Source organism: Sphingobacterium sp. UME9, from assembly GCF_014170215.1.
GTDB lineage: Bacteria > Bacteroidota > Bacteroidia > Sphingobacteriales > Sphingobacteriaceae > Sphingobacterium > Sphingobacterium paramultivorum.
Genome location: NZ_LZZP01000005.1, coordinates 477126 through 500038 on the forward strand (window position 1 = coordinate 477126; position 22913 = coordinate 500038).

Annotated in this window: 16 protein-coding genes and 4 tRNA genes; 2 read left to right on the top strand and 18 right to left on the bottom strand. The window is 40.7% G+C overall.

Features of this window, described 5'->3' with window-relative positions; genetic code table 11:
* Positions 1-84: 84 nt before the first annotated feature.
* The 5 genes from lepB to A9970_RS10550 form a co-directional block, all read right to left on the bottom strand.
* Positions 85-1653 carry a signal peptidase I gene (gene lepB / locus A9970_RS10530; protein ID WP_182982237.1) on the bottom strand — a complete coding sequence of 523 codons (1569 nt, stop codon included), beginning with the start codon at positions 1651-1653 and terminating at the stop codon, positions 85-87.
* Positions 1654-1669: 16 nt separating this feature from the next.
* Positions 1670-2413 (bottom strand): 4-hydroxy-tetrahydrodipicolinate reductase, encoded by a 744-nt coding sequence (dapB, locus tag A9970_RS10535; protein WP_153844365.1) that lies wholly within the window; start codon positions 2411-2413, stop codon positions 1670-1672.
* Positions 2414-2598: 185 nt separating this feature from the next.
* Complete coding sequence (locus A9970_RS10540; RefSeq protein WP_120335101.1) at positions 2599-3321, bottom strand: DUF5683 domain-containing protein; 723 nt, start codon at positions 3319-3321, stop codon at positions 2599-2601.
* A 1-nt stretch (position 3322) separates the two neighbouring features.
* Positions 3323-4258 (bottom strand): ParB/RepB/Spo0J family partition protein, encoded by a 936-nt coding sequence (locus A9970_RS10545; protein ID WP_153844366.1) that lies wholly within the window; start codon positions 4256-4258, stop codon positions 3323-3325.
* A gap of 1 nt (position 4259) precedes the next feature.
* Positions 4260-5057, bottom strand: a complete 798-nt coding sequence (locus A9970_RS10550) for a ParA family protein (RefSeq protein ID WP_070561294.1) — start codon at positions 5055-5057, stop codon at positions 4260-4262.
* Between the two features lie 227 nt (positions 5058-5284).
* Here A9970_RS10550 and A9970_RS10555 point away from each other — a divergent pair, with 227 nt between their 5' ends.
* Positions 5285-5806 carry an NADPH-dependent FMN reductase gene (locus tag A9970_RS10555; RefSeq protein ID WP_159727449.1) on the top strand — a complete coding sequence of 174 codons (522 nt, stop codon included), beginning with the start codon at positions 5285-5287 and terminating at the stop codon, positions 5804-5806.
* Between the two features lie 204 nt (positions 5807-6010).
* On the opposite strand, the gene A9970_RS10560 is transcribed toward A9970_RS10555, so the two are convergent.
* The gene (locus tag A9970_RS10560) at positions 6011-8956 is read right to left on the bottom strand and encodes a pitrilysin family protein (RefSeq protein WP_182982238.1); all 2946 of its coding nucleotides are present in this window, start codon (positions 8954-8956) and stop codon (positions 6011-6013) included.
* A gap of 260 nt (positions 8957-9216) precedes the next feature.
* Between A9970_RS10560 and A9970_RS10565 the strand changes: the two genes are divergently transcribed.
* Positions 9217-10398, top strand: coding sequence for an acyloxyacyl hydrolase (locus A9970_RS10565; RefSeq protein ID WP_182982239.1), 1182 nt, complete (start codon positions 9217-9219; stop codon positions 10396-10398).
* Positions 10399-10517: 119 nt separating this feature from the next.
* Here the strand turns inward: A9970_RS10565 and A9970_RS10570 are convergent.
* The 12 genes from A9970_RS10570 to A9970_RS10620 all read right to left on the bottom strand — a co-directional run bounded on the left by A9970_RS10570 (position 10518) and on the right by A9970_RS10620 (position 22900).
* Positions 10518-10592 (bottom strand) — tRNA-Val (locus tag A9970_RS10570).
* A gap of 35 nt (positions 10593-10627) precedes the next feature.
* Positions 10628-10702 (bottom strand) — tRNA-Val (locus A9970_RS10575).
* Positions 10703-10711: 9 nt separating this feature from the next.
* Positions 10712-10789, bottom strand: a tRNA-Val gene (locus A9970_RS10580).
* 10 nt (positions 10790-10799) lie between these two features.
* Positions 10800-10877: transfer RNA gene (locus A9970_RS10585), tRNA-Val, on the bottom strand.
* Positions 10878-11007: 130 nt separating this feature from the next.
* Positions 11008-13077, bottom strand: coding sequence for a putative porin (locus A9970_RS10590; protein WP_182982240.1), 2070 nt, complete (start codon positions 13075-13077; stop codon positions 11008-11010).
* Between the two features lie 113 nt (positions 13078-13190).
* Positions 13191-14006 carry a purine-nucleoside phosphorylase gene (locus tag A9970_RS10595; protein WP_153844371.1) on the bottom strand — a complete coding sequence of 272 codons (816 nt, stop codon included), beginning with the start codon at positions 14004-14006 and terminating at the stop codon, positions 13191-13193.
* Between the two features lie 119 nt (positions 14007-14125).
* The gene (locus A9970_RS10600) at positions 14126-15616 is read right to left on the bottom strand and encodes a sodium:solute symporter (RefSeq protein WP_182982241.1); all 1491 of its coding nucleotides are present in this window, start codon (positions 15614-15616) and stop codon (positions 14126-14128) included.
* Positions 15617-15656: 40 nt separating this feature from the next.
* The gene (gene murQ / locus A9970_RS10605; protein WP_145329004.1) at positions 15657-16469 is read right to left on the bottom strand and encodes an N-acetylmuramic acid 6-phosphate etherase; all 813 of its coding nucleotides are present in this window, start codon (positions 16467-16469) and stop codon (positions 15657-15659) included.
* Positions 16470-16491: 22 nt separating this feature from the next.
* Entirely contained in the window at positions 16492-17127 is a 636-nt protein-coding gene (locus A9970_RS28660; RefSeq protein WP_310889280.1) for a polysaccharide deacetylase family protein, read from the bottom strand.
* 59 nt (positions 17128-17186) lie between these two features.
* Entirely contained in the window at positions 17187-19013 is a 1827-nt protein-coding gene (locus A9970_RS10610) for a glycoside hydrolase family 9 protein (protein WP_259655368.1), read from the bottom strand.
* A gap of 42 nt (positions 19014-19055) precedes the next feature.
* Entirely contained in the window at positions 19056-20915 is a 1860-nt protein-coding gene (locus A9970_RS10615; protein WP_182982242.1) for a PQQ-binding-like beta-propeller repeat protein, read from the bottom strand.
* Positions 20916-21058: 143 nt separating this feature from the next.
* The gene (locus tag A9970_RS10620; protein WP_182982243.1) at positions 21059-22900 is read right to left on the bottom strand and encodes a RagB/SusD family nutrient uptake outer membrane protein; all 1842 of its coding nucleotides are present in this window, start codon (positions 22898-22900) and stop codon (positions 21059-21061) included.
* Positions 22901-22913: the final 13 nt, after the last annotated feature.

Sequence of the window (22913 nt, forward strand, 5' to 3'; positions counted from 1 at the left end):
ACATAAATAGAAAAAGGGCTTTCTTAAACGAAAGCCCTTTTTATTACCCCACAAATAGCGGTACTATTGCTGAACTTGCAATTATTAATGAATTCCTTTAAAGATACGGTTCCAGCGAATTTTCGAAAGTCCGGTACCAATGTCGTCCCAGCTCATCCAAGTAAATAAGGCCTTTCCGACAACATGATCCTCTGGAACAAATCCCCAGCCCCTTGAATCCAAAGAATTATGGCGATTATCACCCATCATCCAAAAGTAATCCATTTTAAAAGTATAATGGTCTGCTTTCACATCATTGATATAGACTCCATCCGAACGTTTTTCCAACTTGTTATTTTCGTAAACACGGATAGCTCTTTCATAAATGGGCAGAGTCTGTGCATTTAATGCCACTGTCCATCCTTTCTTCGGGATTAAAATAGGTCCAAAATTGTCAAAATTCCATTTGTATTGTGGATCATACGGATAAGCTCCTTCTCCACCCGGATTTCTTCTGATTTCTTTGACATTCGACCAAGATTTTACAATGGCTAGTTCATCTTTTGTCATGAACAACTGATAAACACCAGGCTGCTGATCCCCACCGACCGCTTCTATTCTCAACTCTCGTAACCTATCCATATTTAATGGGGTACCATCCGTTAATACGAGATAGTCCAATTGGCTTTCAGGAGGATCAAATCCCGGTTGATCGTTCACAAAGAGTTTAGCATCTTTCATGAAAATTTTATCGCCAGGCAATCCAACACAGCGTTTAATATAGTTCTCCCTTTTATCAATAGGTCTTGCCTGGATTGTAAACTGAGAATTGACGGTCTGCCAACCATATGCGCGAACAAGATCATAATAACTTGAATTTTGGTTTTCAAGCGCAACAGTGTCACCTGCAGGAAAATTGAAAACAACGACATCATTACGTTCAATCTTTTGAAATCCTGGCAAACGTTTATAGGGTAGTTCAATTAATTCAGAATACGCTTTTCCTCCAGTGATAGGCATCGTATGATGTGCAAAAGGAAACGCAATCGGCGTGTTGGGAACACGCGGTCCATAATTTAACTTGCTTACAAATAAGAAATCCCCGATCAACAAGGTGCGCTCCATAGATCCTGTAGGAATCATATAAGCCTCGATCAGAAAGCCACGAATAAGCGACGCTGCCACAGTTGCAAATACGATGGCATCTGCCCATTCGCGTACCATGGATTTCTTGTACGGATATTTAATTTTATAATCTTTATAAGATTCAAGTGCAATTTCGGCACGCTTCTCCGCTGTCAATTCAACACCATCTTGGCTCGCAGCCTTTAAATTTTTAGCATATAAGCCATTCAAAAAACGCACATTATTGTCCTTTGCCCACATTGGCAGAACAATAAAAGGCACTAAAACTGCAGCAGCATTCTCCCAAAACCGGCGTTTTCCAAAACAATGGATAAAATCAAGATAAAGATTATAGAAAACAAAGACATTGACAATTGGAACTAGTAATAGAATCACCCACCATGTAGGTCTTCCCGTCAATTTTGCCTGAATATACTGGCTATAAAAAGGCACGATCGCTTCCCAGCCATTTCTGCCAGCTTTAACAAACAATTGCCACAATCCATATCCCGATATTGCTGTTAAAACCGCAAATATAATTAAGCCCATAATCTACTAATTAGTACTATTTATTAAAATCAAAAATTTCAGTAACCTGATAGAAACCTCTTTTGCCATTCAACCATTCAGCAGCAACTACAGCTCCTAAAGCAAATCCATCACGGCTATGTGCGGTATGCTTAAACTCTATTTGGTCAACCTCGGAACTATAAAGTACCGTATGTGTTCCCGGAACCTCTTCGATACGATGGCTTTCAATTAAAAGCTCCTGTGGTTTTGGAATAATTTCATCCTGATCACCAATAACAGTATTCACCCAGGTGGTTTTCACATCGCTATTATCCAATATCCCCTCAGCAATCGTAATTGCTGTACCACTTGGTGCATCAAGTTTATGAATGTGATGTATCTCCTCTACCTGAACATCATATTGTTTGTATGGTTGTAGGGCCTTCGCCAACATCCTATTGATATGGAAGAACACGTTCACTCCGATGGAAAAGTTAGATCCATACAAAATGGAACCATCAGCCTCCAAACACTTCGCCTTAACTTCCTCCAGTTGATCATACCAACCGGTTGTTCCGACGACAATAGGCACACCTGCCTCAAGGCAAAGATTCATATTATCCAGTGCCGCGAAAGGTACACTAAAGTCTATTGCGACATCAGCTCCTTTGATATCATCAGCAGTCAGGTTAGGACGATTATGTTCATCGACAACTAAAAAAATTTGATGGCCTCTTTTCAGCGCGTATCTTTCGATAATCTGCCCCATTTTGCCATATCCCAAGAGAATGATGTTCATATATTTAGAAAAAAAAGTATAGTTTATTTTTAAAATTAAAAAATTCCAATGAAATACCCATGTTTAAAAACCACAAACATCAATCTAAACTAGCAGTGTATATGCAATATTCACTAAAAGACAAATTAGATAAACCCGGATCAACAATCATTTCCAATCGAAATATCATTTTAGGAATACGGGATTTAATTGAATTTCATGGTCAATTTAAGTCCTACAGTAGGTTTAAATGAATAAGTTCCCGACGCGAGACTCGCATCCATTAAAGTAGGTCCAATTAAGAAAGCAGTCTTTTTGGGCTTATCGTCACCAATACTCCAGCGATATTTAAGCATCGAGTCAATATAAGCCTCTGCGACATTCAGGCCATAAACACCTAAGGTAAGCAGCACCATGAGATCTCGATTTCGCCGCGCATTATCTTTTGCTCGGATGATAGATTGGTCTGAGATTCCGATGTAATAAGGATCAATTGGCTTACCAAGAGCTTTGTCTTGTAATACCCCCAGTAGTTCCTTATAATAACGGTTATTAAAATCAAAAACTAGTACGGTTGTTATTAAGCCACCATAGATTGCAGGCACTTTTATCCACCAAACGCCACCGTTGGTGTATTGTCCCCAGCCTGGAAGGACCAAAGAGCGTTTCCAAGCCTGTTTATTTTTTGCTTCAATAGCCAAGCGTGTCGAATCCTTAAACACAACCTTCTCTTTCGCCTTAGCCTCCTCCTTCTCCCGTTTTTTACGTTCCTTCCGAGACTCTTTCTTTACGGTATCCTGTACCGATTTTTGTTTTATGCTATCTATTTTGACTGGTGCTATTTGTTTCTTAGGAATTGTATCCACAGTCTGTCCATGTACCACCGACAGTGCAAACACCGCAAATATCAAGCTTATTAACTTGGCCATATTACCAATCTAACAATTCAAGAATGCGACTTAAATCATCTTCCGATTCAAAAGGGATCTCAATTGCTCCTTTTCCTTTTGTGCTCTTCAGATTCAATTTGACGCGAGAAGAAAATTTCGACGCCAGATCATCTTCAATTTTCTGCAATTGAAAAGACATCGGAGCATTATCTTTTCCAGCTTTTTTCTTACCACCTTTTTGTAACTCACGAACCAACTCCTCCGCCTTACGAACGGATAAACCTTGATCAATAATCAACTTAAAGATATAAAGCTGCTTATCAACCTCCGGAATATTAATCAAAGCACGAGCATGTCCCATGGTCAATGCGCCATCGCGTATTGCCGCTTGAATGACAGGTGGGAGTTTTAATAAACGGAGATAATTTGTAACAGTAGAACGGTTTTTGCTGACACGCTCACCCAATTCTTCCTGTTTTAGATTACATTCCTCAATCATGCGCTGAAAGCTCAAGGCTACTTCAATCGCATTTAGGTTCTCCCGCTGAATATTCTCAATCAGGGCCATTTCCAGCATCTGCTGGTCGTTGGCGGTACGGATATACGCTGGAATTTCGGTAATACCGGCCAGGCGTGAAGCACGGAGACGTCGCTCTCCGGAGATCAACTGATAATTACCGTCCGAAATTTTACGTACGGTAATCGGCTGAATTAATCCTTGTAAAATAATCGATTCCGATAACTCCTGTAAGGCAACCGGATCAAATTCTGTACGCGGCTGAAAAGGGTTGACAGATATTTCTTCTACACGAACATGGCTGATACTGCCATTCTCTTTTGTTGTTTTTACAGCAGTTGATGTAACTAGAGGAGCTTCTTCCACTTGCTGATTACTTTTAGCAGGAACTTCTACACTATCGTTTAATAGCGCACCTAAGCCTCTTCCCAGTCCTGTTTTACGCTGATGTGCTGCCATATTATGCGGTTACTGTTTTATTCATTTCATTAAGATGCCCGTTTTTTTGTAAAATCTCTCGCGCCAAGTTCAAATAGTTGATTGCCCCTTTACAGGACGCATCATGCATGATAACAGAAATTCCAAAGCTTGGAGCTTCGCTCAAACGGGTATTTCGCTGAATAATCGTATCAAAAACTAAATCTGTGAAATGTGTTTTCACTTCCTCGACCACCTGATTTGACAATCTTAAACGAACATCATACATGGTCAACAAAATCCCTTCGATCTCCAAACTTGTATTTAAACGGTTTTGAACTATTTTAATTGTGTTCAACAACTTACCAAGTCCTTCTAGGGCAAAGTATTCGCACTGTACCGGAATGATGACTGAGTCCGAAGCAGATAGTGCATTGATTGTAATTAAGCCTAAGGAAGGCGAACAATCGATGATAATAAAATCATAATCCTGTTTCACCTGATCCAAGATTTTTTTCATCTTGTACTCCCTTTCGTGCATATTGATCATCTCAATTTCTGCCCCAACCAAATCAATATGAGCCGGTAAAAGATCCAAATTTGGTGTTTCTGTTGACTGAATAGCCTCACGAGGATCCAAATCATTCACTAAACATTCGTATACACTTGCGCTGATTGTACGAGGGTCAAAGCCAATCCCAGAAGTAGAGTTTGCTTGGGGATCTGCATCGACCAACAATGTTTTATATTCTAAAACCGCCAAACTAGCCGCCAAATTAATTGACGTTGTGGTTTTTCCGACCCCACCCTTTTGATTTGCGATTGCAATTACTTTTCCCATCTTGAATGAAAACCTTTCTTAATTAAAATGTCATTTTATTCCACATTTCACTTCTTTGAAGATCAATTTGCCAAATTTTTTATCCGTAATTCAAATTAACAAAACAAATTCAGCATATTTCGTACTTTTGATTGATCGAAAGCACATATCCTCAGGATGCTAAGATACAAAAAATCAAGATATGTATCCACTTTGAAACTGCGCTTTTTATAAGTATCAACAACACAATGATTTTAATAATATCCGGAACAAACCGTCCCAATAGTAAGACGTTAAAAATAGCAAAGTGCTACCAGCAATTACTTGATCGTAAGTCAATTGAAAGTGACATCTTTTCGCTGGAAGATCTGCCAGCAAACATTTTAGAAACAGATCTTTATGGAAAAAGAAGTACAGCATTTGAACCTATCCAAGAAAAGGTCAGTAAAGCGGAACTGTTTATTTTCATCGCACCAGAATACAACGGAAGTATACCAGGAGCGCTCAAGCTTTTTATCGATTGCTGCACTTTTCCGATCAGCTTTTATCACAAGAAAGTTGCATTGGTCGGACTGTCTTCAGGACGCTATGGCAACCTCCGCGGCATCGATCATCTGACTGGCATATGCCACTACTTAAGAATGCACGTGCTTCCCCTCAAGATCTTTCTACCCAATGTTCAGAACGAACTGAATGACGACGGGCAGTTATTCAAAGAAGATACGCTGCAATTCATCAACGAACAGATTGAGGAGATTATCCGGTTTTAATACACTAGCTTGAGTAGCCACGATAACGAATTCACCCTAAAATTAATCCTCCCCGTGAACAGTGAAACAAGGATTGCGTAGCGTGAAATAAGAAAAAAAACAAAGGGCATCACAAAACCTGACACGAAAGAAGCCTCCGGCAAACACCGGAGGCTTCTTTAATTTCATAAGCTAATCTAATTCTTAAGACAAGCAATTCTGGATCTAATAGCCGAAGATCTCTTTAAGATCCAGCTTTTTAACCTCGCCCAATTTTGCAAGATCTTCTGGCTTAAGACTTTCTTCCTTCGCTACAATACAGTAAACGTACGGCTTTTGACTCATTTCTTTCTTGTGGAAAGTATTTAGATCGCCATAAGTTAATTTTGGCGCTTGCTCATAGACAACTTTGCGAATATCAGTTGCATTCCCCAAACGTTGTGCCGCCAGATAACTACCTAAAATAGAAGCATTCAACACACGCTCACTGGCAATTGATTTTTCCAGACTTACTTTCGCAATATCCAGCCCTTTAGCACTTTCAGGCAATACATCCAATAGTTCGTTCATGCCTTTAATCGCATCGTTAAACTTATCCGCCTGCGTCCCAATGTAAGCGCCTACTGTATAATGGTTTTCCTTTTTATAAGGTTGTCCATAATAAGCATAAGTTGAATAAGCCAATGCTTTTGATTCACGGATAGTCTGGAAGACAATACTTCCCATTCCGCCACCAAAGTAATTATTAAACAATGAAACAGTCGGTGTCAAAGCACTGTTGTATATTCCTGAACTTCTATACCAAAACACTTCAGCCTGCTTCATATCGAAATTAGCAAAAAGGACCTGGTTCTTGCTTGTTGGCAATTCTGCAAACACGACCGCCTTTTTCGCCTGAACATACTCTCCAGCACCTTGTTTCAAAGGCTTCGCTTTCGCTACAAATTCCGAGGCAGTTAATGGGCCAAAATAAAGCATCGTATGTTTCATATTAGCCAAATCGTGCAATGCCTTCACCAAATCCTCCGCTTTTAAAGCATCCAATTCCGCATCTGTAAACACATTATTAAACGGATTTTTAGCGCCGTATTTAGCATAAGATTTTAGACCCTCCATGATAGCGCCCTTGTTTTCTTTCGCATTTGCTCTCGCTTTTTTAAGACGGGCAATATACATTTTGAAAGCCTCCGGATCAGCAACACAATTACGCAATAAATCCTGAATCAAGTTCAATGTAGCCGTAAAGTTGGAATTCAAACCTGAAATCGACACCATGGTTTCCTCATTTCCTGCAGACACCGAAAAATCAGAAGCCAATTGATAAAAATCCTTGCTGAATTGCTCACTAGACTTATCTTTTGTACCCAAAAATTCAAGGTAACCCGCAGCCAATGAAAGTAACTTATTGCTCCATTTTCCACCATCAAAACGATAAGACAGCGAAAACAGTTCATTATCTGAGTTCTTTACAGCAAGTACTGGCAAACCGTTTGCAGTAGCTTTCTGAATATCTTTGTTATAATCTACCCATACCGGCTGGATTTTATCCTCTGGCATTGCTTCAACCCGCTTCAAGAACTCAGACTGGTCGTCACGATTCACCGTTACAGGAGTAATCTCAGGTTTAACAACTTTAACAACATTACTATCAACACCCTTACGTTTATAAATAACGACGTAATTATTATCATTCAAGTATTTGTTAGCAAAATCCACCACATCTTGCTTGGTGATTTTATTCAATTCATCCGAATATCCCACAACAGACGCCCAATCCTGGCCCGAAGTAAAGGCATCCATCAATGATTCAGCTCGGTCACCATAGCTTTCATTCTGTTTGATTTCGTCTTTCTTCGCATTGTTGACAATGGCTGTAATCAAATCATCCGAGAATTCACCTTTTCTCAATTTCGCCAATTCTTGCAACAGCAGCTGTTGTACCTCTTCCAAGCTCTGTCCCTGACCAGGATTACCCTGCAACAGGAGCAAAGAGTAGTCTTTTAACACATACGGAAAAGCACCTGCACCTAATAATTTTTGATTCTTCACCAAATCCAGATCAATCAGACCAGCAGAACCATTTGTCAAGATCTGACTCATCAAATTGAGCATACGGGCATCCTTTGTCGCAGCGCCAGGAAAACGGAATCCCATTAACATAAATTCGGCATCCGGACCTTTAACCTCGCGGACAACAGGAGTTAAAATTGGTTTCTCCGCATCAAAAGTATAGGCCGGAACTTCTTTCGCCTGCATAAAAGCAAAAGTCTTATCCACCTTTTTCACCACCTCGGTAGGATCAAAATCCCCCGACATAATAACCCCCATATTATTAGGGACATAATAGGTATGAAAATATTCACGAATCGCTTTCAAAGACGGATTTTTAAGGTGCTCTACAGTACCAATTGTCGTCTGCTTTCCGTAATTATTATTGGGAAACGCTGCTGAAAACATCGACTCCACAGCCTTACGATTATCTTTATCCAAGCTGATATTTTTCTCTTCATACACAGCTTCCAGCTCAGTATGGAACAGACGCAATACCGGATATCTAAATCGTTCTGCCTGTACAGCAAGATACTTATCCATTACATTACTAGGAATTTGCTCCTGATAAACAGTCTGCTCAAATGAAGTGAAAGCATTGGTACCTTCCGCTCCCATTGATGCCATCAATTTATCATACTCATTCGCAATAGCATATTTCGCAGCTTCTCCAGATACTTTATCGATTTCCTTATAGATTGCTTTCCGTTCGGTTTCGTCTGTTGTACCATTGTATTTCTCATAGAGCGCATCAATCTGATCTAACAAAGGTTTCTCCTTTGCCCAGTCTTTAGAGCCAAATTTATCAGTTCCTTTGAACAACATATGCTCCAGGTAATGAGCCAAACCGGTGTGATCTTTTGGATCTGTTTTGCTCCCCGCCTTTGTTGCAATGTAAGTTTGAATACGTGGTTCTTTTTTGGTCGGACTCAAAATCACAGTTAAGCCATTTTTTAGCTTATAAAACCGTGAATGTGTAGGGTCGTTGGTTACGTACTTGTAGGTGTACCCCCCCTCAGATGCTTCTTTCCAATCAAATTTGGTGTTTTGGGCAAACAAAGCACCCCCTGCTGTTGTTAGTGCAAACGTAACAGCAGTAATTCTAAATAGGTTTTTAATCATATTTCCTTTTTCTTTTCACCTCAAACTTAGATAAATTGCTTTTTATATGCAATATAATTAAAGACATAAACAATAATTATTTACCCATTTGACATCCTGATGGTTAATCCGCCCAATTTCTCTCGCCATTAACCGACAAGATGTGGCTGAAAAATGGCATTTTTTACAACTAGATTTCGCGACTGTTTAAATACTATTGTTACAATGATATATCATTCTTATTTTTGCAAAAATTTTAAAAAACGCTAACGTTTTATTTCATGAGATCAAGAATACTTGCTTTTGTGGTCCTGGCACTACTCTCCTTTCGTGCCACTGCACAGGTCACACCCCGAATAGAGAATCCGAAAGACACTTTACAAAGCCGTACCCCAGCCAAGACGAGACTTATATTTCAACTTGAACATGAAAGCGGGGGCGAACTCAAATTCAATGAGCGCTCCAAAGAAACCCTTGCTGACTCATACTATAGTGGACTAAATTTCAGAGTCGGTTTTCAAACTCAGTTTCAAGACTCATTAAAGAGCATTTACAATGAAATATACAACTATCCGATATACGGCATCGGAATCTACAGCAGTACTTTTGGTCAGGAACACCTCGGACGACCTTTCGCGGCCTATGGCTTTGTCGCCATTCCCATTAGACCAAAAGTAAACTCGAGATGGAATTTCAACTATCGGATTGCACTCGGCCTCTCTGGCAGATTCAATCCCTATAATGAGGAAGACAATCCCTTCAACCTACTTATTGGCAGCAAAAATAATGTATTTATTGATCTTGGACTTCAGGTCAACTACCGTCTAAACAAAAACTTCCAGGTAGGGGCCGGCGCAGCCTTTCATCACTTCAGCAATGGAGCCCTGGCATTACCAAACACCGGGATAAACCTCGTCCCCTTGAGCCTATCTGTTTCGTATACACCAACAAACAAACCTTTTGATTATAGAAAAACGAATATCCCACAGATAGAGAAAACGGAGGAGCTCCATTTCAACTATGCCTTTGGCTTCAAGCAGATTGACCGCGAACACGATGGCCAATATTTTAAATCTACATTAGGCGCATACTACAGCAGGCATTTCGGCTACAAATGGCGCCTTGGCGCTGGGTTCGATGCCTTTTATTCAGCTAGCGGAAACGACGAGAAGGTTGCCGGCGACAAAGCCGGGAAATTCTCCGCCCTATTTTCTTACGGCCCAGCATTCTACATTGATCATGTGTTAAATTCACGTCTATACATCAACGGAAATGTAGGAGTTTATCTTCATCGCAACGAATTCAATGGCGAAAGCATGCCCGTGTATTTAAGAGCAGGTGTACGTTATAAAGTATACAAAGATTTCTTTGCCGGTGTTTCCATTAAAGCCCATGGCGGTAAAGCTGATTTTATTGAATGGACGACAGGTTACGGAATTAAACTAGGTAAGAAACGGAAATAGTAAGAAAATAAACGCGAGAGATTCCCGAGACAGATTGAATACCGGATCGGGGACTTTCAAATTTACAAAGCATTCGACCCATAAAAAAAAGCGTTCATGAAGAACGCTTTTTTTTATCGTGGGGATTACTGGGTTCGAACCAGTGACCCCTACCTTGTCGAGGTAGTGCTCTAAACCAGCTGAGCTAAACCCCCTAACGAAAAAAAAGCACCATTTGATGATGCTTTTGTGGAGGCTACAGGATTCGAACCTGTGACCCTCTGCTTGTAAGGCAGATGCTCTGAACCAGCTGAGCTAAGCCTCCGTTTTGGATTGGTGGAGAATACTGGATTCGAACCAGTGACCCTCTGCTTGTAAGGCAGATGCTCTGAACCAGCTGAGCTAATTCTCCGACTTTTGTATGGTGGAGGCTACAGGATTCGAACCTGTGACCCTCTGCTTGTAAGGCAGATGCTCTGAACCAGCTGAGCTAAGCCTCCATACTTTTTTAAAGAACGCCGTTCCCTAATTGCGTGTGCAAATATAGCTTAAAAATTCTATTCTCAAAATTATTTTATAAGATTTTATGCCTTTAATATCACAACAAGCTAAGAAACACCGAAATAATTTTTAATCATAGAACTTCCAAGAAATACCAAATCTAAAATTAGCACTATTCATCGGATAACGTCTGACCGTATAGTAACCGTGCGGATAGAAGTTCTGATTTAAAAAATTATAACTCAAAAACATATTTACCCGTTGTATATTCGCTGTAATCCATAAATCCATGATTGGATATGTCGAAAACTCAATCTGTTTGTAAGCATTGTAAAACTGCCCTGTCCCAATCGAATAATTCGGATTGGCATAGGGTGTGTTGAACTTTGCGTCCAGACCGATACTATAATCAATAACTTTATAAAACAGGTTACTGTAATACAAACTATGCCAGGTATACAGCTCCGGAACAGCCAAGACATCCTTTTGATCTGTCTTCTGATAGACCACAAGATTATCGAAGGTAAAATGGTTTAATTTAAATTTTTGTCCAACAGTTACCTTTAACAAATTAGCTTTATCCAATTGTGCCGGAACAATCCATTTATCTTTCTTCGGATCGTTCTGTGGATTGGACAACTCTTCGAAATAAGTATAATTGTTCATCAGAAAATACTCCACCTTGCCATGGAAACCAAGCATCGGATTGGCATATTGAAAACCCAGATTCTGAATTTTCGTCTTTTTAAGGTCTAAATCATTCCATTTTCCGTAGGTATAATTCAAATTCTCGAAAACCATCTCCGGGGATTTGTTCTGTGAATAAGCTGACAACGTCACCTTTCCGATTTTATCCCCCATCGAGATATCCGCTTTAGCTTCATACAAGAAATCTCCAAAGTTGTGGCCAAATACGATTTGATTCGCTTTTAAACTAAAATCAAGTCGATCTGAAAACTTATACCCTAATTCACCTTTCACGATCCCGTTCTGATAAAAACGATCAAATGTCGTGCTATCCGGCAGTTTCTTCAGCGGCTGTGGATAAGCTGAAGTATTATTATAATAGCGATTTGAATCCAGTTGATTTTGCTCCACCCAGTTCATGTCGTGCTGAAAAGCCAAATTCAGCTTTGCCTCGTTCTTAAAGACCGACTTCCCTCTGAGAAAAAAATTATATTCAAATTCATTTGAAACATTCGTGATCAGCGTCTTATCATTGTTTAGCGCCAATGCCCTATTATTGTATGGCAAAGCCGCATTCTGGTCATCCATGTTCTTGAAGAAACTGTAAGTCTGCCTTCGGATGCGGGTATTATGTGCCATGCTATTCGTTGGACGGATCTCCATCGTAGGCTTCCCTTTATCGATCGTATCCAATCGCCCCAAATAAAGTGACTGTCTCAGGAAAAATGAATTATCCCACCACTTAGATCGAGGTATCCTTGTGTTACCTGCATCATAGAATTTTGGTATAAATCGGTCCGGCGATTGTCTATTTCCAGGCGCAAATGGAAGATCTTCCGTAATAGAACCATTCTCCATGGCATCCAAACGATTAAATACCCCATTGATCAACAAATTATACCGATTATTTTTCGATTCATACCAAGAAGCAACTGAAGCTTTTAAATCGGAATAACTCTGTCCAAGGTAAAATCCATCCGTTTTGGTAGAATGAAAATCGACATTCATATTCCATTGGGAATTGATATTCTGGGCCACCCGAGCCCTAAAAACCTGGTCATTAAAAAAGAATCCTACCGCAGACAATTCGGAGTACCTTGCGCGGGCCCTAAAATATTGGACCGAATCGGGGTTCAATAAATAACGTTCCAACGCTGTAAATCCAGACTGAAAGCCAATGGTCTTTTTAGGCTGGAACAATAGATCCCGTGTGGCAAGCCCATAGGCTCCAAGGTTCACACTGGGATTCCAGGGTAAATTCTGCGGATTATAATATTGATAATTATGATGTGACGTATCAATCTGCCGCGTATAAGTGCCTTTTTTTAACATATCCAACGTTGCATATCGGATATACTTTGCAGACAGGATAACGGAATCCTTCTTTCCATCCTCCTTGGCTCTAGCCGAGTCTAATGCACTGCTCCAATCCTCTTTGCTCTGCGCAATGACATCCACGGAATAAATAAATAAAACACACCATGCGGCAAGTATGCGTACGATCAACTTCATCTAAAATTATATAAAAACCAAAAAAGCTAAATTCACCTGAATGAACCAATTACCCTTCACACCACACAAATCCAACAACCTTCTCCTTCAACAGTGACACATAAAGATGTAATTTATTGCAAAGCTATTAATTCTTTCAAAATTAATGTCATTTTAGGTTCCGCTTTCTCCGCAACAGTGACAATTTCCTGCAACGACACAGGTTTAAGTTGTTCATGAAAGCCCTCATCCGTAACAACAGAAATGGCAAATACCGGAAGAGCCATATGATTGGCGACAATAACCTCCGGAACGGTACTCATACCGACCACATCGCCACCGATCAGGCGCATATAACGATATTCAGCTTTTGTTTCCAAATTTGGACCTGCGGAAGAAACATAAACAACTTTTCGCGCAGCAATATCATGTTTGGCTGCAATTTCAAGAGCCTGCTCGATCATCTTTCGGTTATAAGGCTCGCTCATATCCGGAAATCGTGGTCCAAACTCAGCCAAATTTTGTCCGCGAAGCGGATTATCCGGCAATAAATTGATATGATCTTCAATAATTCCAAGGTCACCTTTTTTCACATCAGGATTAAGGGATCCCGCAGCGTTGGAAACAAACAATTTCTGTACCCCTAACACTTTCATGATCCGGATCGGAAATGTAATCTGCTGCATATCATAACCTTCATAATAATGCAACCTTCCCTGCATAGCGACCACATTGCGTCCACTCAGCTTTCCAAAAATAAGCTTACCAGAATGAAATTCAACAGTTGAAATAGGGAAATTAGGTATATTGGAATACATCAGCTGATACTCGACTTCAATTTCATCAACCAACTTACCTAAACCAGTACCTAGGATGATACCGAATTCTGGAGCAAAATCTCCAATTTTTCTACGGATAAATTCCGTAGTCTCATTTATGCTATGATACATACGTACAGAAAAACTAAGTATATCAAACTTAACTTAATTTTTCTGTACGTACAAATCAAAATCACTACTTGTATTTACATCTTCTCACCAATGGAGAAACTTTTTATAGCTGAAATGCATTAATTGTGGGACAATGCTTTTTCACTTGCTTTACCTGGAGAACTGATCAAAAGCATTACAAACGTGATAAAACCATTTATAATGATCAAATCCAATCCGACAACATACGGTGTATACACCTCAATAACATAGGTTTTAAGCAAAAATAATATGGTAGGCGAAAGCACACAGATATAGGGTACAGCCTTATCCCGCACCGCATATTTTGTGAATATTCCAAAAACGAATAAACCCAACAAAGGTCCGTACGTATAACTCGCCGCAGTAAAGATTGCATTTACGACCGAATCATCATTGATCAGCTTAAAGACCAAAATAACCAACAACATCACAATGGAAAAACCAAAATGGACATAGTTACGCTGTTTGATCAGCGCTGGATCATTGGGATTTTCTTTTTTATTGAAGTTTAAAAAGTCTATGCAGAAAGATGTCGTTAGCGCAGTTAGCGCACTATCTGTCGTTGCAAAAGTAGCGGCCGTCAGCCCCATCATAAAAATGATTGCAGGAACAATAGCCAAGTGGTTTAATGCAATTTCTGGGTACAAATAATCGCGTGTTGCCAGTTGAGTCACATCAATCCCGTTTTTAGCCGCATAGATATACAGCAAAGCACCGACAGCTAAAAAGAAAATATTAATGACCACAAAAACACTTGTAAACGTGATCATGTTCTTTTGGGCCTCTTTAATGGTCCCCATCGATAAGTTCTTTTGCATCAGATCCTGATCAAGCCCCGTCATTGCAATGGTCACAAAAATCCCTCCCAAGAATTGTTTCCAAAAATTTGCCTTACTGCCTACAAAATCATCCCAGAAAAAGATCTTAGAATAACTACTTTCTTTCACAGCCTCGAAAGTATCCACAATACCAAAATCTAATCCTTTTGCCATAAAATAGATGGAGAGAATTACTGCAGTCACTAAAAAGGTAGTCTGTAGGGTATCCGTTACAATGATTGTCTTTAAACCGCCCTTATTTGTATACATCCAGATTAACACCAAACATATAACGACCGTAATCGCGAAAGGCACATTCCAGGCATCAAAAATAAAATGCTGCAATACGATTGCCACCAAATAAAGACGAAATGCCGAACCTATCGTACGGGAAACCAAAAAAATAGCAGCACCTGTCTTATACGTGGTGTGCCCAAAACGTTCTTCCAAATACGTGTAAATGGAAGTCAAGTTCATTCTATAATAGAGCGGAAGCAATACATAGGCAATAATGACAAAACCAACGGCGTTCCCAAGAACAAATTGAAAATAGCTAAATTCAGACGCACCGACTGCGCCGGGAACCGAAATAAAAGTTACGCCGGAGAGCGCGGTACCGATCATCCCAAAGGCGACCATATACCATTTAGAGTTCCGGTTTGCGACAAAAAAAGTAGAGTTATCGGAAGCCCCCTTCGAGGTGAAGTGAGCTACTGCAAGCAGAACTGCAAAATAGATTATTATAAAAGATAATAATATTACTGGTGACATAGTTTGTTTTTAAAAATAGGTGATTTTTAGTAGGTTATACTCAATGGGTAGCCTGATAAGCTTCAATTGCCTGTCTTACATTACCAAATTGTTCAAGTAAAGCCGCTGCCTCTTCTTCAAGCGCCCCGGTTTGATCCATAATGATACGTACACCACGACCGACCAGCTTATGGTTTGACAATTGCATATCGACCATCTTATTCCCTTTTACCCTGCCCAATTGGATCATCACTGCGGTACTGAACATATTTAACACAAGTTTCTGTGCTGTACCCGATTTCATCCGAGTAGATCCGGTAACGAATTCTGGCCCAACAATAACTTCAACCGGATACTGCGCTACTTCAGCAATCGGAGACCCCCCATTACAGACAATACATCCCGTCACAAGTCCTTTCTCGTTTGCCGTTTTTAATCCGCCAATAACATAAGGTGTGGTTCCAGAGGCCGCAATACCGATAACAACATCGTTTTCATCAATATCATAGGCTTCCATATCTTTCCAGGCCTGCTCCAAATCGTCTTCTGCAAATTCAACTGCTTTTCTAATTGCAGTATCACCACCAGCAATTAACCCAATGATCCATTCAAATGGAACGCCGTAAGTCGGAGGTAATTCTGACGCATCCAACACGCCCAAACGACCACTTGTACCAGCGCCGATATAAAAAGTTCGACCACCAGCCTTCATTTTCTCCACAGTGACTTTAACCAATGCTTCAATCTGAGGGATAGCCTGCTCTACAGCAAGTGGCACAGATTTATCCTCATTATTGATATTTGTCAATAACTCATGCACAGACATCTTGTCCAAATCCTGATAATTCGAATCTTTCTCCGTTGTATTTACCATTATTAGTATATATTGTATTTCTTTATTTCAATAAATCGGGCACATCCAAAAGTTGATACCCTTTCCCCTTTAATATGCTAATGATATCATCCAAATGATGATACAGTTTATCTTTCCGCCGATCATCGGTTCCCATGTGAATCAATATCAGAAATCCATTGAGCCCATATCGAGTTTCATAAGACCAGAGATTGTCGAGAATCGCTGTCGACGATAAATAACGAGCCCCCATTTCAGGATAGGTATAGTCAGCTGCAGTCCGTATTCCTGGTGTATAATTAACCGAATTTAGACCAACTGCTTTTGCCCAATCGACTGTTTCACTATTATACCATTCATAAGAAGGAATATAATAGGACAGCTGCTCTCTTTGAACGCCCACACGTTCCAGTGCTTTCAGATTTGCCCTTAGATCAGCGACAAAAGAGTCACGCTTCACCAAAAGCACATCCCTACTCCCCCAGTCACTCACCAGAAGATGTTTATCCGAGTGCCCCGAAATCCAATGGCCATCGCTTAACATCTGACGGACATACGCCTCAAAATCTGGCGTTCTGAGATAATCACCTGTCAGGAAAAAAGAGCCTTTAACGCCATTACGTTTTAGACTTGCTAATACCTCAGCTGTACCCTCAGATAAATCATGACCTGTAAACACCAGAGCCACCTGCCGTTTTGTCGAGTCGCCCCGGACAATAGCACCGAAAACATCCCGTGTTACTTTTTTCCGGTCGGCTCCTCCATTGCCTTACCCTCCTTTGAAGCCAGCAGATAAATCAACGAAGCGGTACCATCCATTGTCGGCTCATTCGTACTATAATCTCCGTAGTCGTCATGATAGACCGCCAAATCACTTTGAAACTCCGCATAGCTATCCGGATTATTCAACTTGATACCGATCAGATTGCGATACGTGGATGCCATAATGGGCCCATCAACCAAACCGCCATCGATCGGATGCTTTCCAAGAAAGGTAAACGCCGAATGCGGATCAACAGGTGTATCGCCCCCAGATGGAAGACCATATACCATACTCGTGCCCCAAGGGTTCGTCCCAAATAACCAGTCAAAATTTGCTTGGGCTAGCTCATCAAAATGCGCATCTCCCGTCAATTCTTTATACCAGAGACATTGGATCGCAAAGGATACCGTTAAGTTGTTGCTACACCAGATAAAGGGAACTCCGCGAAAAAAAGCATTTTTTTCGGCTCTCCGATTGACTTCCTCAATCCCCTGTTTATAATAAGAAACAATCTCCTCGCGATCTTGTCCTTTTAATCCTTTTGCCAACTCATAATGCCCAAGATTGATAAAAGGGTACCACTGATAATGTGCAGCAGTATCGCTTACCATCCAAGGTGTAATCTTTTCTTGCCGGGCGTAGTCTAAGGCTTCTCGTGCAAACTTTTCTTTTTTTGTCACCGAAAACCCCATTGCAGCGGCCAACTGCATATCGTCCACCCAATTATCTTCGGCATAAATATAAGGCGATTTCACAGAAACTGTCTGTGTCACGCCTGGTTTTATATTGGCATAAGCATAGGCCGTTTCCGATTTCTTCGAAAGCAGCTTTGCATATTTCCCATCCTCTTTGTCAAACAACATCGCCCCCAGGCGAAAAGCACTACTAAATTTACCAGCAGTAGAACTTGTCCCCGTCGTATTATTCATAAACTTACCACGCTGTTGTGGTTCGCCATCGATAAAATACACCGGTCTCTCAAATCCACGACCATAATAGGGATCTTCCTTTGGCATCCGCATGCTTGCATGATCCCGGTCATCACCAATCTGATTGTACATTTGATTGGCTTTAGGATGCATTTTCAACAACCAATCCAAGCCCCATTTTGCTTCATCCAGTACATCGGCACGACCGTTTTTTCCATCAAGACCATTTGCTTGCTTTAGATCACCAAATACCTTTGGAAAATCGCGGTAAGCCGCTAACAGATGAAATGTCGCATTTGCCGACGTTGTCGCATATTGCAAATAATCAGAAGCATCATGCCAACCTCCACCCGCATCGATATGGGAGCTATCGGGAATACCAACCTTTCCTGCATAAAGCGCAAATCCATCATGTGTATGGCAGCTGTCTTTCAGAAAAGGGTTAAACAATGTCCGTTGTTGCCGCATATAACGCAGTACAAAATCTGCCGCTCCTTTGTAAACGTCCCGAGCAATGCGAAATGTTGGAGACTTCACATCACCAGCCTGAACAAAAAAGCGTCCTGTATCCTGCATAGAAGAGAAATCCAAACGAAAGCTTTGAACAAAAGGACCATAAGCCCCATAATCTTTTCCAACAGGATGCACATAAACTGTTTTACCCGTTTCTGCGTTTTTAATTTCAAAAGAACGAAGCTGCCTGATTGATTTCCCGCCCCATACCGCGACCTTCTTGCCCGCCGGAGTATAGCCCAATTGGTTTATTCTAATCCAAGCATTTTGCTGTGCTTTCGCAAAGTTACAAACAAAACATGCAAAAACAAGCAAAAAAGCTTGACGTAAATTTAAGAAGTTTAGACATTTTTTTATCATATCAAGGCATTTATTTTCAAAAAGATCAATTCAATCGATTGCTTAAAACTGTAATGAAACTATTTTGCCATCCATCGTACTCGCTATCACTGTATTCCTGCCATTTAGCACTACAGGATTAACCATTCCATTGGATATTTTATATTGCCATATTACCGCGCCTGTTTTTGCGTCAACCCCGGATAGCAAACCCGAATGACTCGGCACAAATACCAATTTGCCATTGGAGGTAATTGCAGAAGGTGTCAATTCGTAGGGCAATTTAAGCTTGGACTTCCAGGCAACAGCCATACGATCACCAGCAACTGAAATACCCAAAAGATCCCCATCCATCGTCTTCACATAAACCAGTTTATGATCTGCTGCCAACCCCATAGATTCGCGCACCCGAATGGTATCTTTCTTTTCCCGCCAAATGACCGCCCCCGTTTTCGCATCCAGTGCTGTCATAAAACGATCCGGTGCAACTACAAAAACACGATTATTTACCCCCACTGGATTACATGCCGCCGCTGAAAACATCCGATTAGCCTGTCCATTATTCCATTCCCACGACAGCTTACCTGTATTGACATTCAAAGCATAGAATCCATTACTCCAGGAGCCAAAAATTACATTCCCCAAATAATATGTTGGCAGGGTCGATACAAATCCTTTGACCTGATCAAAGCTCCATTTTACAGCCCCCGTCTTGATGTCCAGTGCTCTAAACTTACCATCCGAACCACCGATATAAGCCACGCCATTATGTAGCAGAGGCGAACCCAAAACAGCCTTTTCAGTCTGTACCTTCCACAACAACTTGCCATTACGGGCATCTACAGCATAAATTGCATGATCCGATGATCCCGCCACGACAATCCCTTTCCACACAGCCGGAGTAGAATAAACTTTACCACCTGTACGAAATGCCCATAGCTTTTTGCCAGTTTTTAAATCAAGCGCAAAGATATCGCCCGCGGTATTTGATGTAATCACGCTATTTTTGTAAACAGCTAGTCCCGCCCCAATATCACTAGCGTCTTCGAAAGTCCAATTGACTTTAACCTGATCTGCATATTTGGTATTCACAGCATAACTTGGTCTCGGATAGCTTACCGTTTCATTTTCATAATGATGATTAAATAGAGGGACAACAACCCAAGATTTATCCTGCATCCCTACACCGGGATTACGCTCCTGATAACTCGCTTTACCATCAGCGATAGTCACAATATTATAACCGCCAACCTCTTTATTCGCACGCAGGTTGGAACGCCCCATTACTCCTGGAATTCCTTCCCAATCGTATAATTTATTGGCATGGCCATGTCCGCAAAGCGCCAATTGAACATTCCGCGTTTTGACCCTTTTTAAAGCGTCAAACCAGTTGTTTAACGATGAATCCTGTGGATAATGATTAATATAGATCAATGGCAGCTGATTATCAGGATTCGCTGCAAAAATGGAATCCATCCAAACCAGGTTTTCACGAGGAATCTGGCCAGGACTCATACGCATATTTGGCCCTGAATTGGTTCCAATGAATGTGTAACCTTTATGCTTAAAGAAAAAGGTCTCACCACCAAAAACGGTACGAAATGTATTGGCTCCATTTTCAGACCAATTTCCATCGTGATTTCCCGGAATCACATACCAAGGCAGCTGCAAACTATCTAAGATGCGCTTTGCAAGCTTTAACTCATGATCAGCACCAAACTCAGTGATATCTCCGGAGAGTATAACAAAATCAATATCTTTCAATGTATTCAGGTCCTTTACAGTACGTCGCAAATCCTCCTCTCCTGTTGCACCACCGACATGCGTGTCTGTTACGTGGGCAAATTTGAAGGACTGTTGCGCTATCACAACGTTAAAAACGCAGGATAATGCAATAAAAAAGGTGATAATTGGAAACCTCATGCGTAATGTTTTCTTAAAAATAGCGTTTTTATGCATAATAATAAAATAAAAATGCGTTTTTATGCATCTTCATATAAATCAAAATTCGTTATGTATTAAAAAGCCTTTCTGAAATTCAGAAAGGCCTTTTAATACAATGCTATCTATTGCCAACCTGGCGTCTGCGTTAAGATATAGCCCAAATTCGCATATTGTTGAATCTGATTTAATCCTACAGGAGCCAAATAAGACCGATCGGTAAAACTTACCCTGTTTGCAAATTTCGGAATAACGTAATACCCCACCATAGCGTCGCCATTGGTTCCGTTATAGGTAATGGTATTTCCTGCTGCATCACGCACTTTTAAAACGCCTTCATAAGCTTTTGTTAAACGATTTGGCAGATCCTTTTTGATATTTACCCAAGGGCCTAGTGAGTAATCGACACTACGCGCAAAATTCATATAATCCAATTTTTTCCAGCGGCGAATATCATTCAGTCGCGCATATTCATATACAAACTCCATTCTTCGTTCACGTCTGATTTCCCACATCAAGGGCGACACATCCGCATCACGATTTGGATCGTTCGGCAGAGAATTTAATACCAAAGGCGCTGTTTTCTTTACCCCTTTTGCTATGGCATCTGCATCTAGCGGTCTATTCCGTACGGCATTGATCGATTTATCCAAATCACCTTGGGTAACAGCTGCTCCGCCAAAAAACTCGGCAAGAATCTGTCTTGCCTCAATCCAATTCAATACAACTTCGCCAAGACGCACAATTGGAGCATCATTTGTATTTGTATTACTACTCCATTTTGCCGGATACGTTTTCCCGATATACGTCAAAGCCTCTCTAGCAGCAAATTTATGACCATAAGCAAATGTTGAAGAAGCTGTATTAACTGTATCCATCAACGAAGCTTCAAATCGGGGATCTCTCGTTCTCGCCAAAGACTTCATCGAAAAGTCCGAAGCATTTGTGAGCGCTGAGTTTTGCCAAACCTTTCCATCGTTGCAGATAAAAGATTTCAACAAATCCAAGTTAACCCCTTTCTGCCCCTCAGTACCATTGCTGTAAGAACCTACGGCGTGTGTCACCTTTAATGCATCATTATAGGTTCTAAAGAATATTACCTCCGGATTACTGGAGAGATCCTCAGATGCAAACAGGCTTTTAAAATCACTTCCAAAAGACCACTTACCACTATTCATGACCACTTCAGATGCTTTAACAGCAAGCGCAAGATACTTTTTCGCACGATCTTGATCTAAGCCATGGTATTTTTCCCAGGAACCTTCAAACAACATTAGATTAGAAATAAGTGCTGCTGCTGCATACTTATTTACATAACCTTTTCCATCATCAGCACGCATGTTATCAAGCACATACTCAAAATCTGTATAGACTTTATCCATCACCTCTCCGCGCTTGGTACGTTCCTTATACATTGTAGCCTGATCCTTTGGATCTACTTCAACATCAAAATAAGGCACATCACCAAATACAGAAACTAACCTACTATATTCATAGCCTCTAAAAAAACGAGCAACTGCTGTCCAGTGCTTATACTCAACCTCTGATAATTTTGACTTGGCCTTTGTTTCAATCCTACTCAACATCACATTAGCCTTTCTGACCCAGTAAAAATTCCAGGTAGGACCCGAGTAGGTAGTCAACATATCAGGTGTTACCGTGCTCGCCCCTCTACTCGTCGGAACAACTGCCTCAAACCCGCCCTGAATTCCTTCAGAGGTAAAGTCATCCGCATAATTATACCCCACCAAGGGAGCATAGGCCGTACCATAAAAAGTATTATAGCCAACAAAATAATTTAAATAAAAATCATTTGCATACAAACGAACATCAGCTTCATTTCTCCAAAAATTTTCATCGATTACTTTAGTTTGATCAGGCCTATCCAGAACATCCTTACTACAACCTACCCCCAACAACATGGCGGATAGCATGATAGTTCCTATTTTTATTCTATTTAATTTCATCTGTCAAATTCGT

Bases quoted from the DNA above. Each gene is read 5' to 3' on its own strand.
- lepB (WP_182982237.1), bottom strand. From the start codon at position 1,653: ATGGGCTTAATTATATTTGCGGTTTTAACAGCAATATCGGGATATGGA.
- dapB (WP_153844365.1), bottom strand. From the start codon at position 2,413: ATGAACATCATTCTCTTGGGATATGGCAAAATGGGGCAGATTATCGAA.
- A9970_RS10540 (WP_120335101.1), bottom strand. From the start codon at position 3,321: ATGGCCAAGTTAATAAGCTTGATATTTGCGGTGTTTGCACTGTCGGTG.
- A9970_RS10545 (WP_153844366.1), bottom strand. From the start codon at position 4,258: ATGGCAGCACATCAGCGTAAAACAGGACTGGGAAGAGGCTTAGGTGCG.
- A9970_RS10550 (WP_070561294.1), bottom strand. From the start codon at position 5,057: ATGGGAAAAGTAATTGCAATCGCAAATCAAAAGGGTGGGGTCGGAAAA.
- A9970_RS10555 (WP_159727449.1), top strand. From the start codon at position 5,285: ATGATTTTAATAATATCCGGAACAAACCGTCCCAATAGTAAGACGTTA.
- A9970_RS10560 (WP_182982238.1), bottom strand. From the start codon at position 8,956: ATGATTAAAAACCTATTTAGAATTACTGCTGTTACGTTTGCACTAACA.
- A9970_RS10565 (WP_182982239.1), top strand. From the start codon at position 9,217: ATGAGATCAAGAATACTTGCTTTTGTGGTCCTGGCACTACTCTCCTTT.
- A9970_RS10590 (WP_182982240.1), bottom strand. From the start codon at position 13,077: ATGAAGTTGATCGTACGCATACTTGCCGCATGGTGTGTTTTATTTATT.
- A9970_RS10595 (WP_153844371.1), bottom strand. From the start codon at position 14,006: ATGTATCATAGCATAAATGAGACTACGGAATTTATCCGTAGAAAAATT.
- A9970_RS10600 (WP_182982241.1), bottom strand. From the start codon at position 15,616: ATGTCACCAGTAATATTATTATCTTTTATAATAATCTATTTTGCAGTT.
- murQ (WP_145329004.1), bottom strand. From the start codon at position 16,469: ATGGTAAATACAACGGAGAAAGATTCGAATTATCAGGATTTGGACAAG.
- A9970_RS10610 (WP_259655368.1), bottom strand. From the start codon at position 19,013: ATGATAAAAAAATGTCTAAACTTCTTAAATTTACGTCAAGCTTTTTTG.
- A9970_RS10615 (WP_182982242.1), bottom strand. From the start codon at position 20,915: ATGAGGTTTCCAATTATCACCTTTTTTATTGCATTATCCTGCGTTTTT.
- A9970_RS10620 (WP_182982243.1), bottom strand. From the start codon at position 22,900: ATGAAATTAAATAGAATAAAAATAGGAACTATCATGCTATCCGCCATG.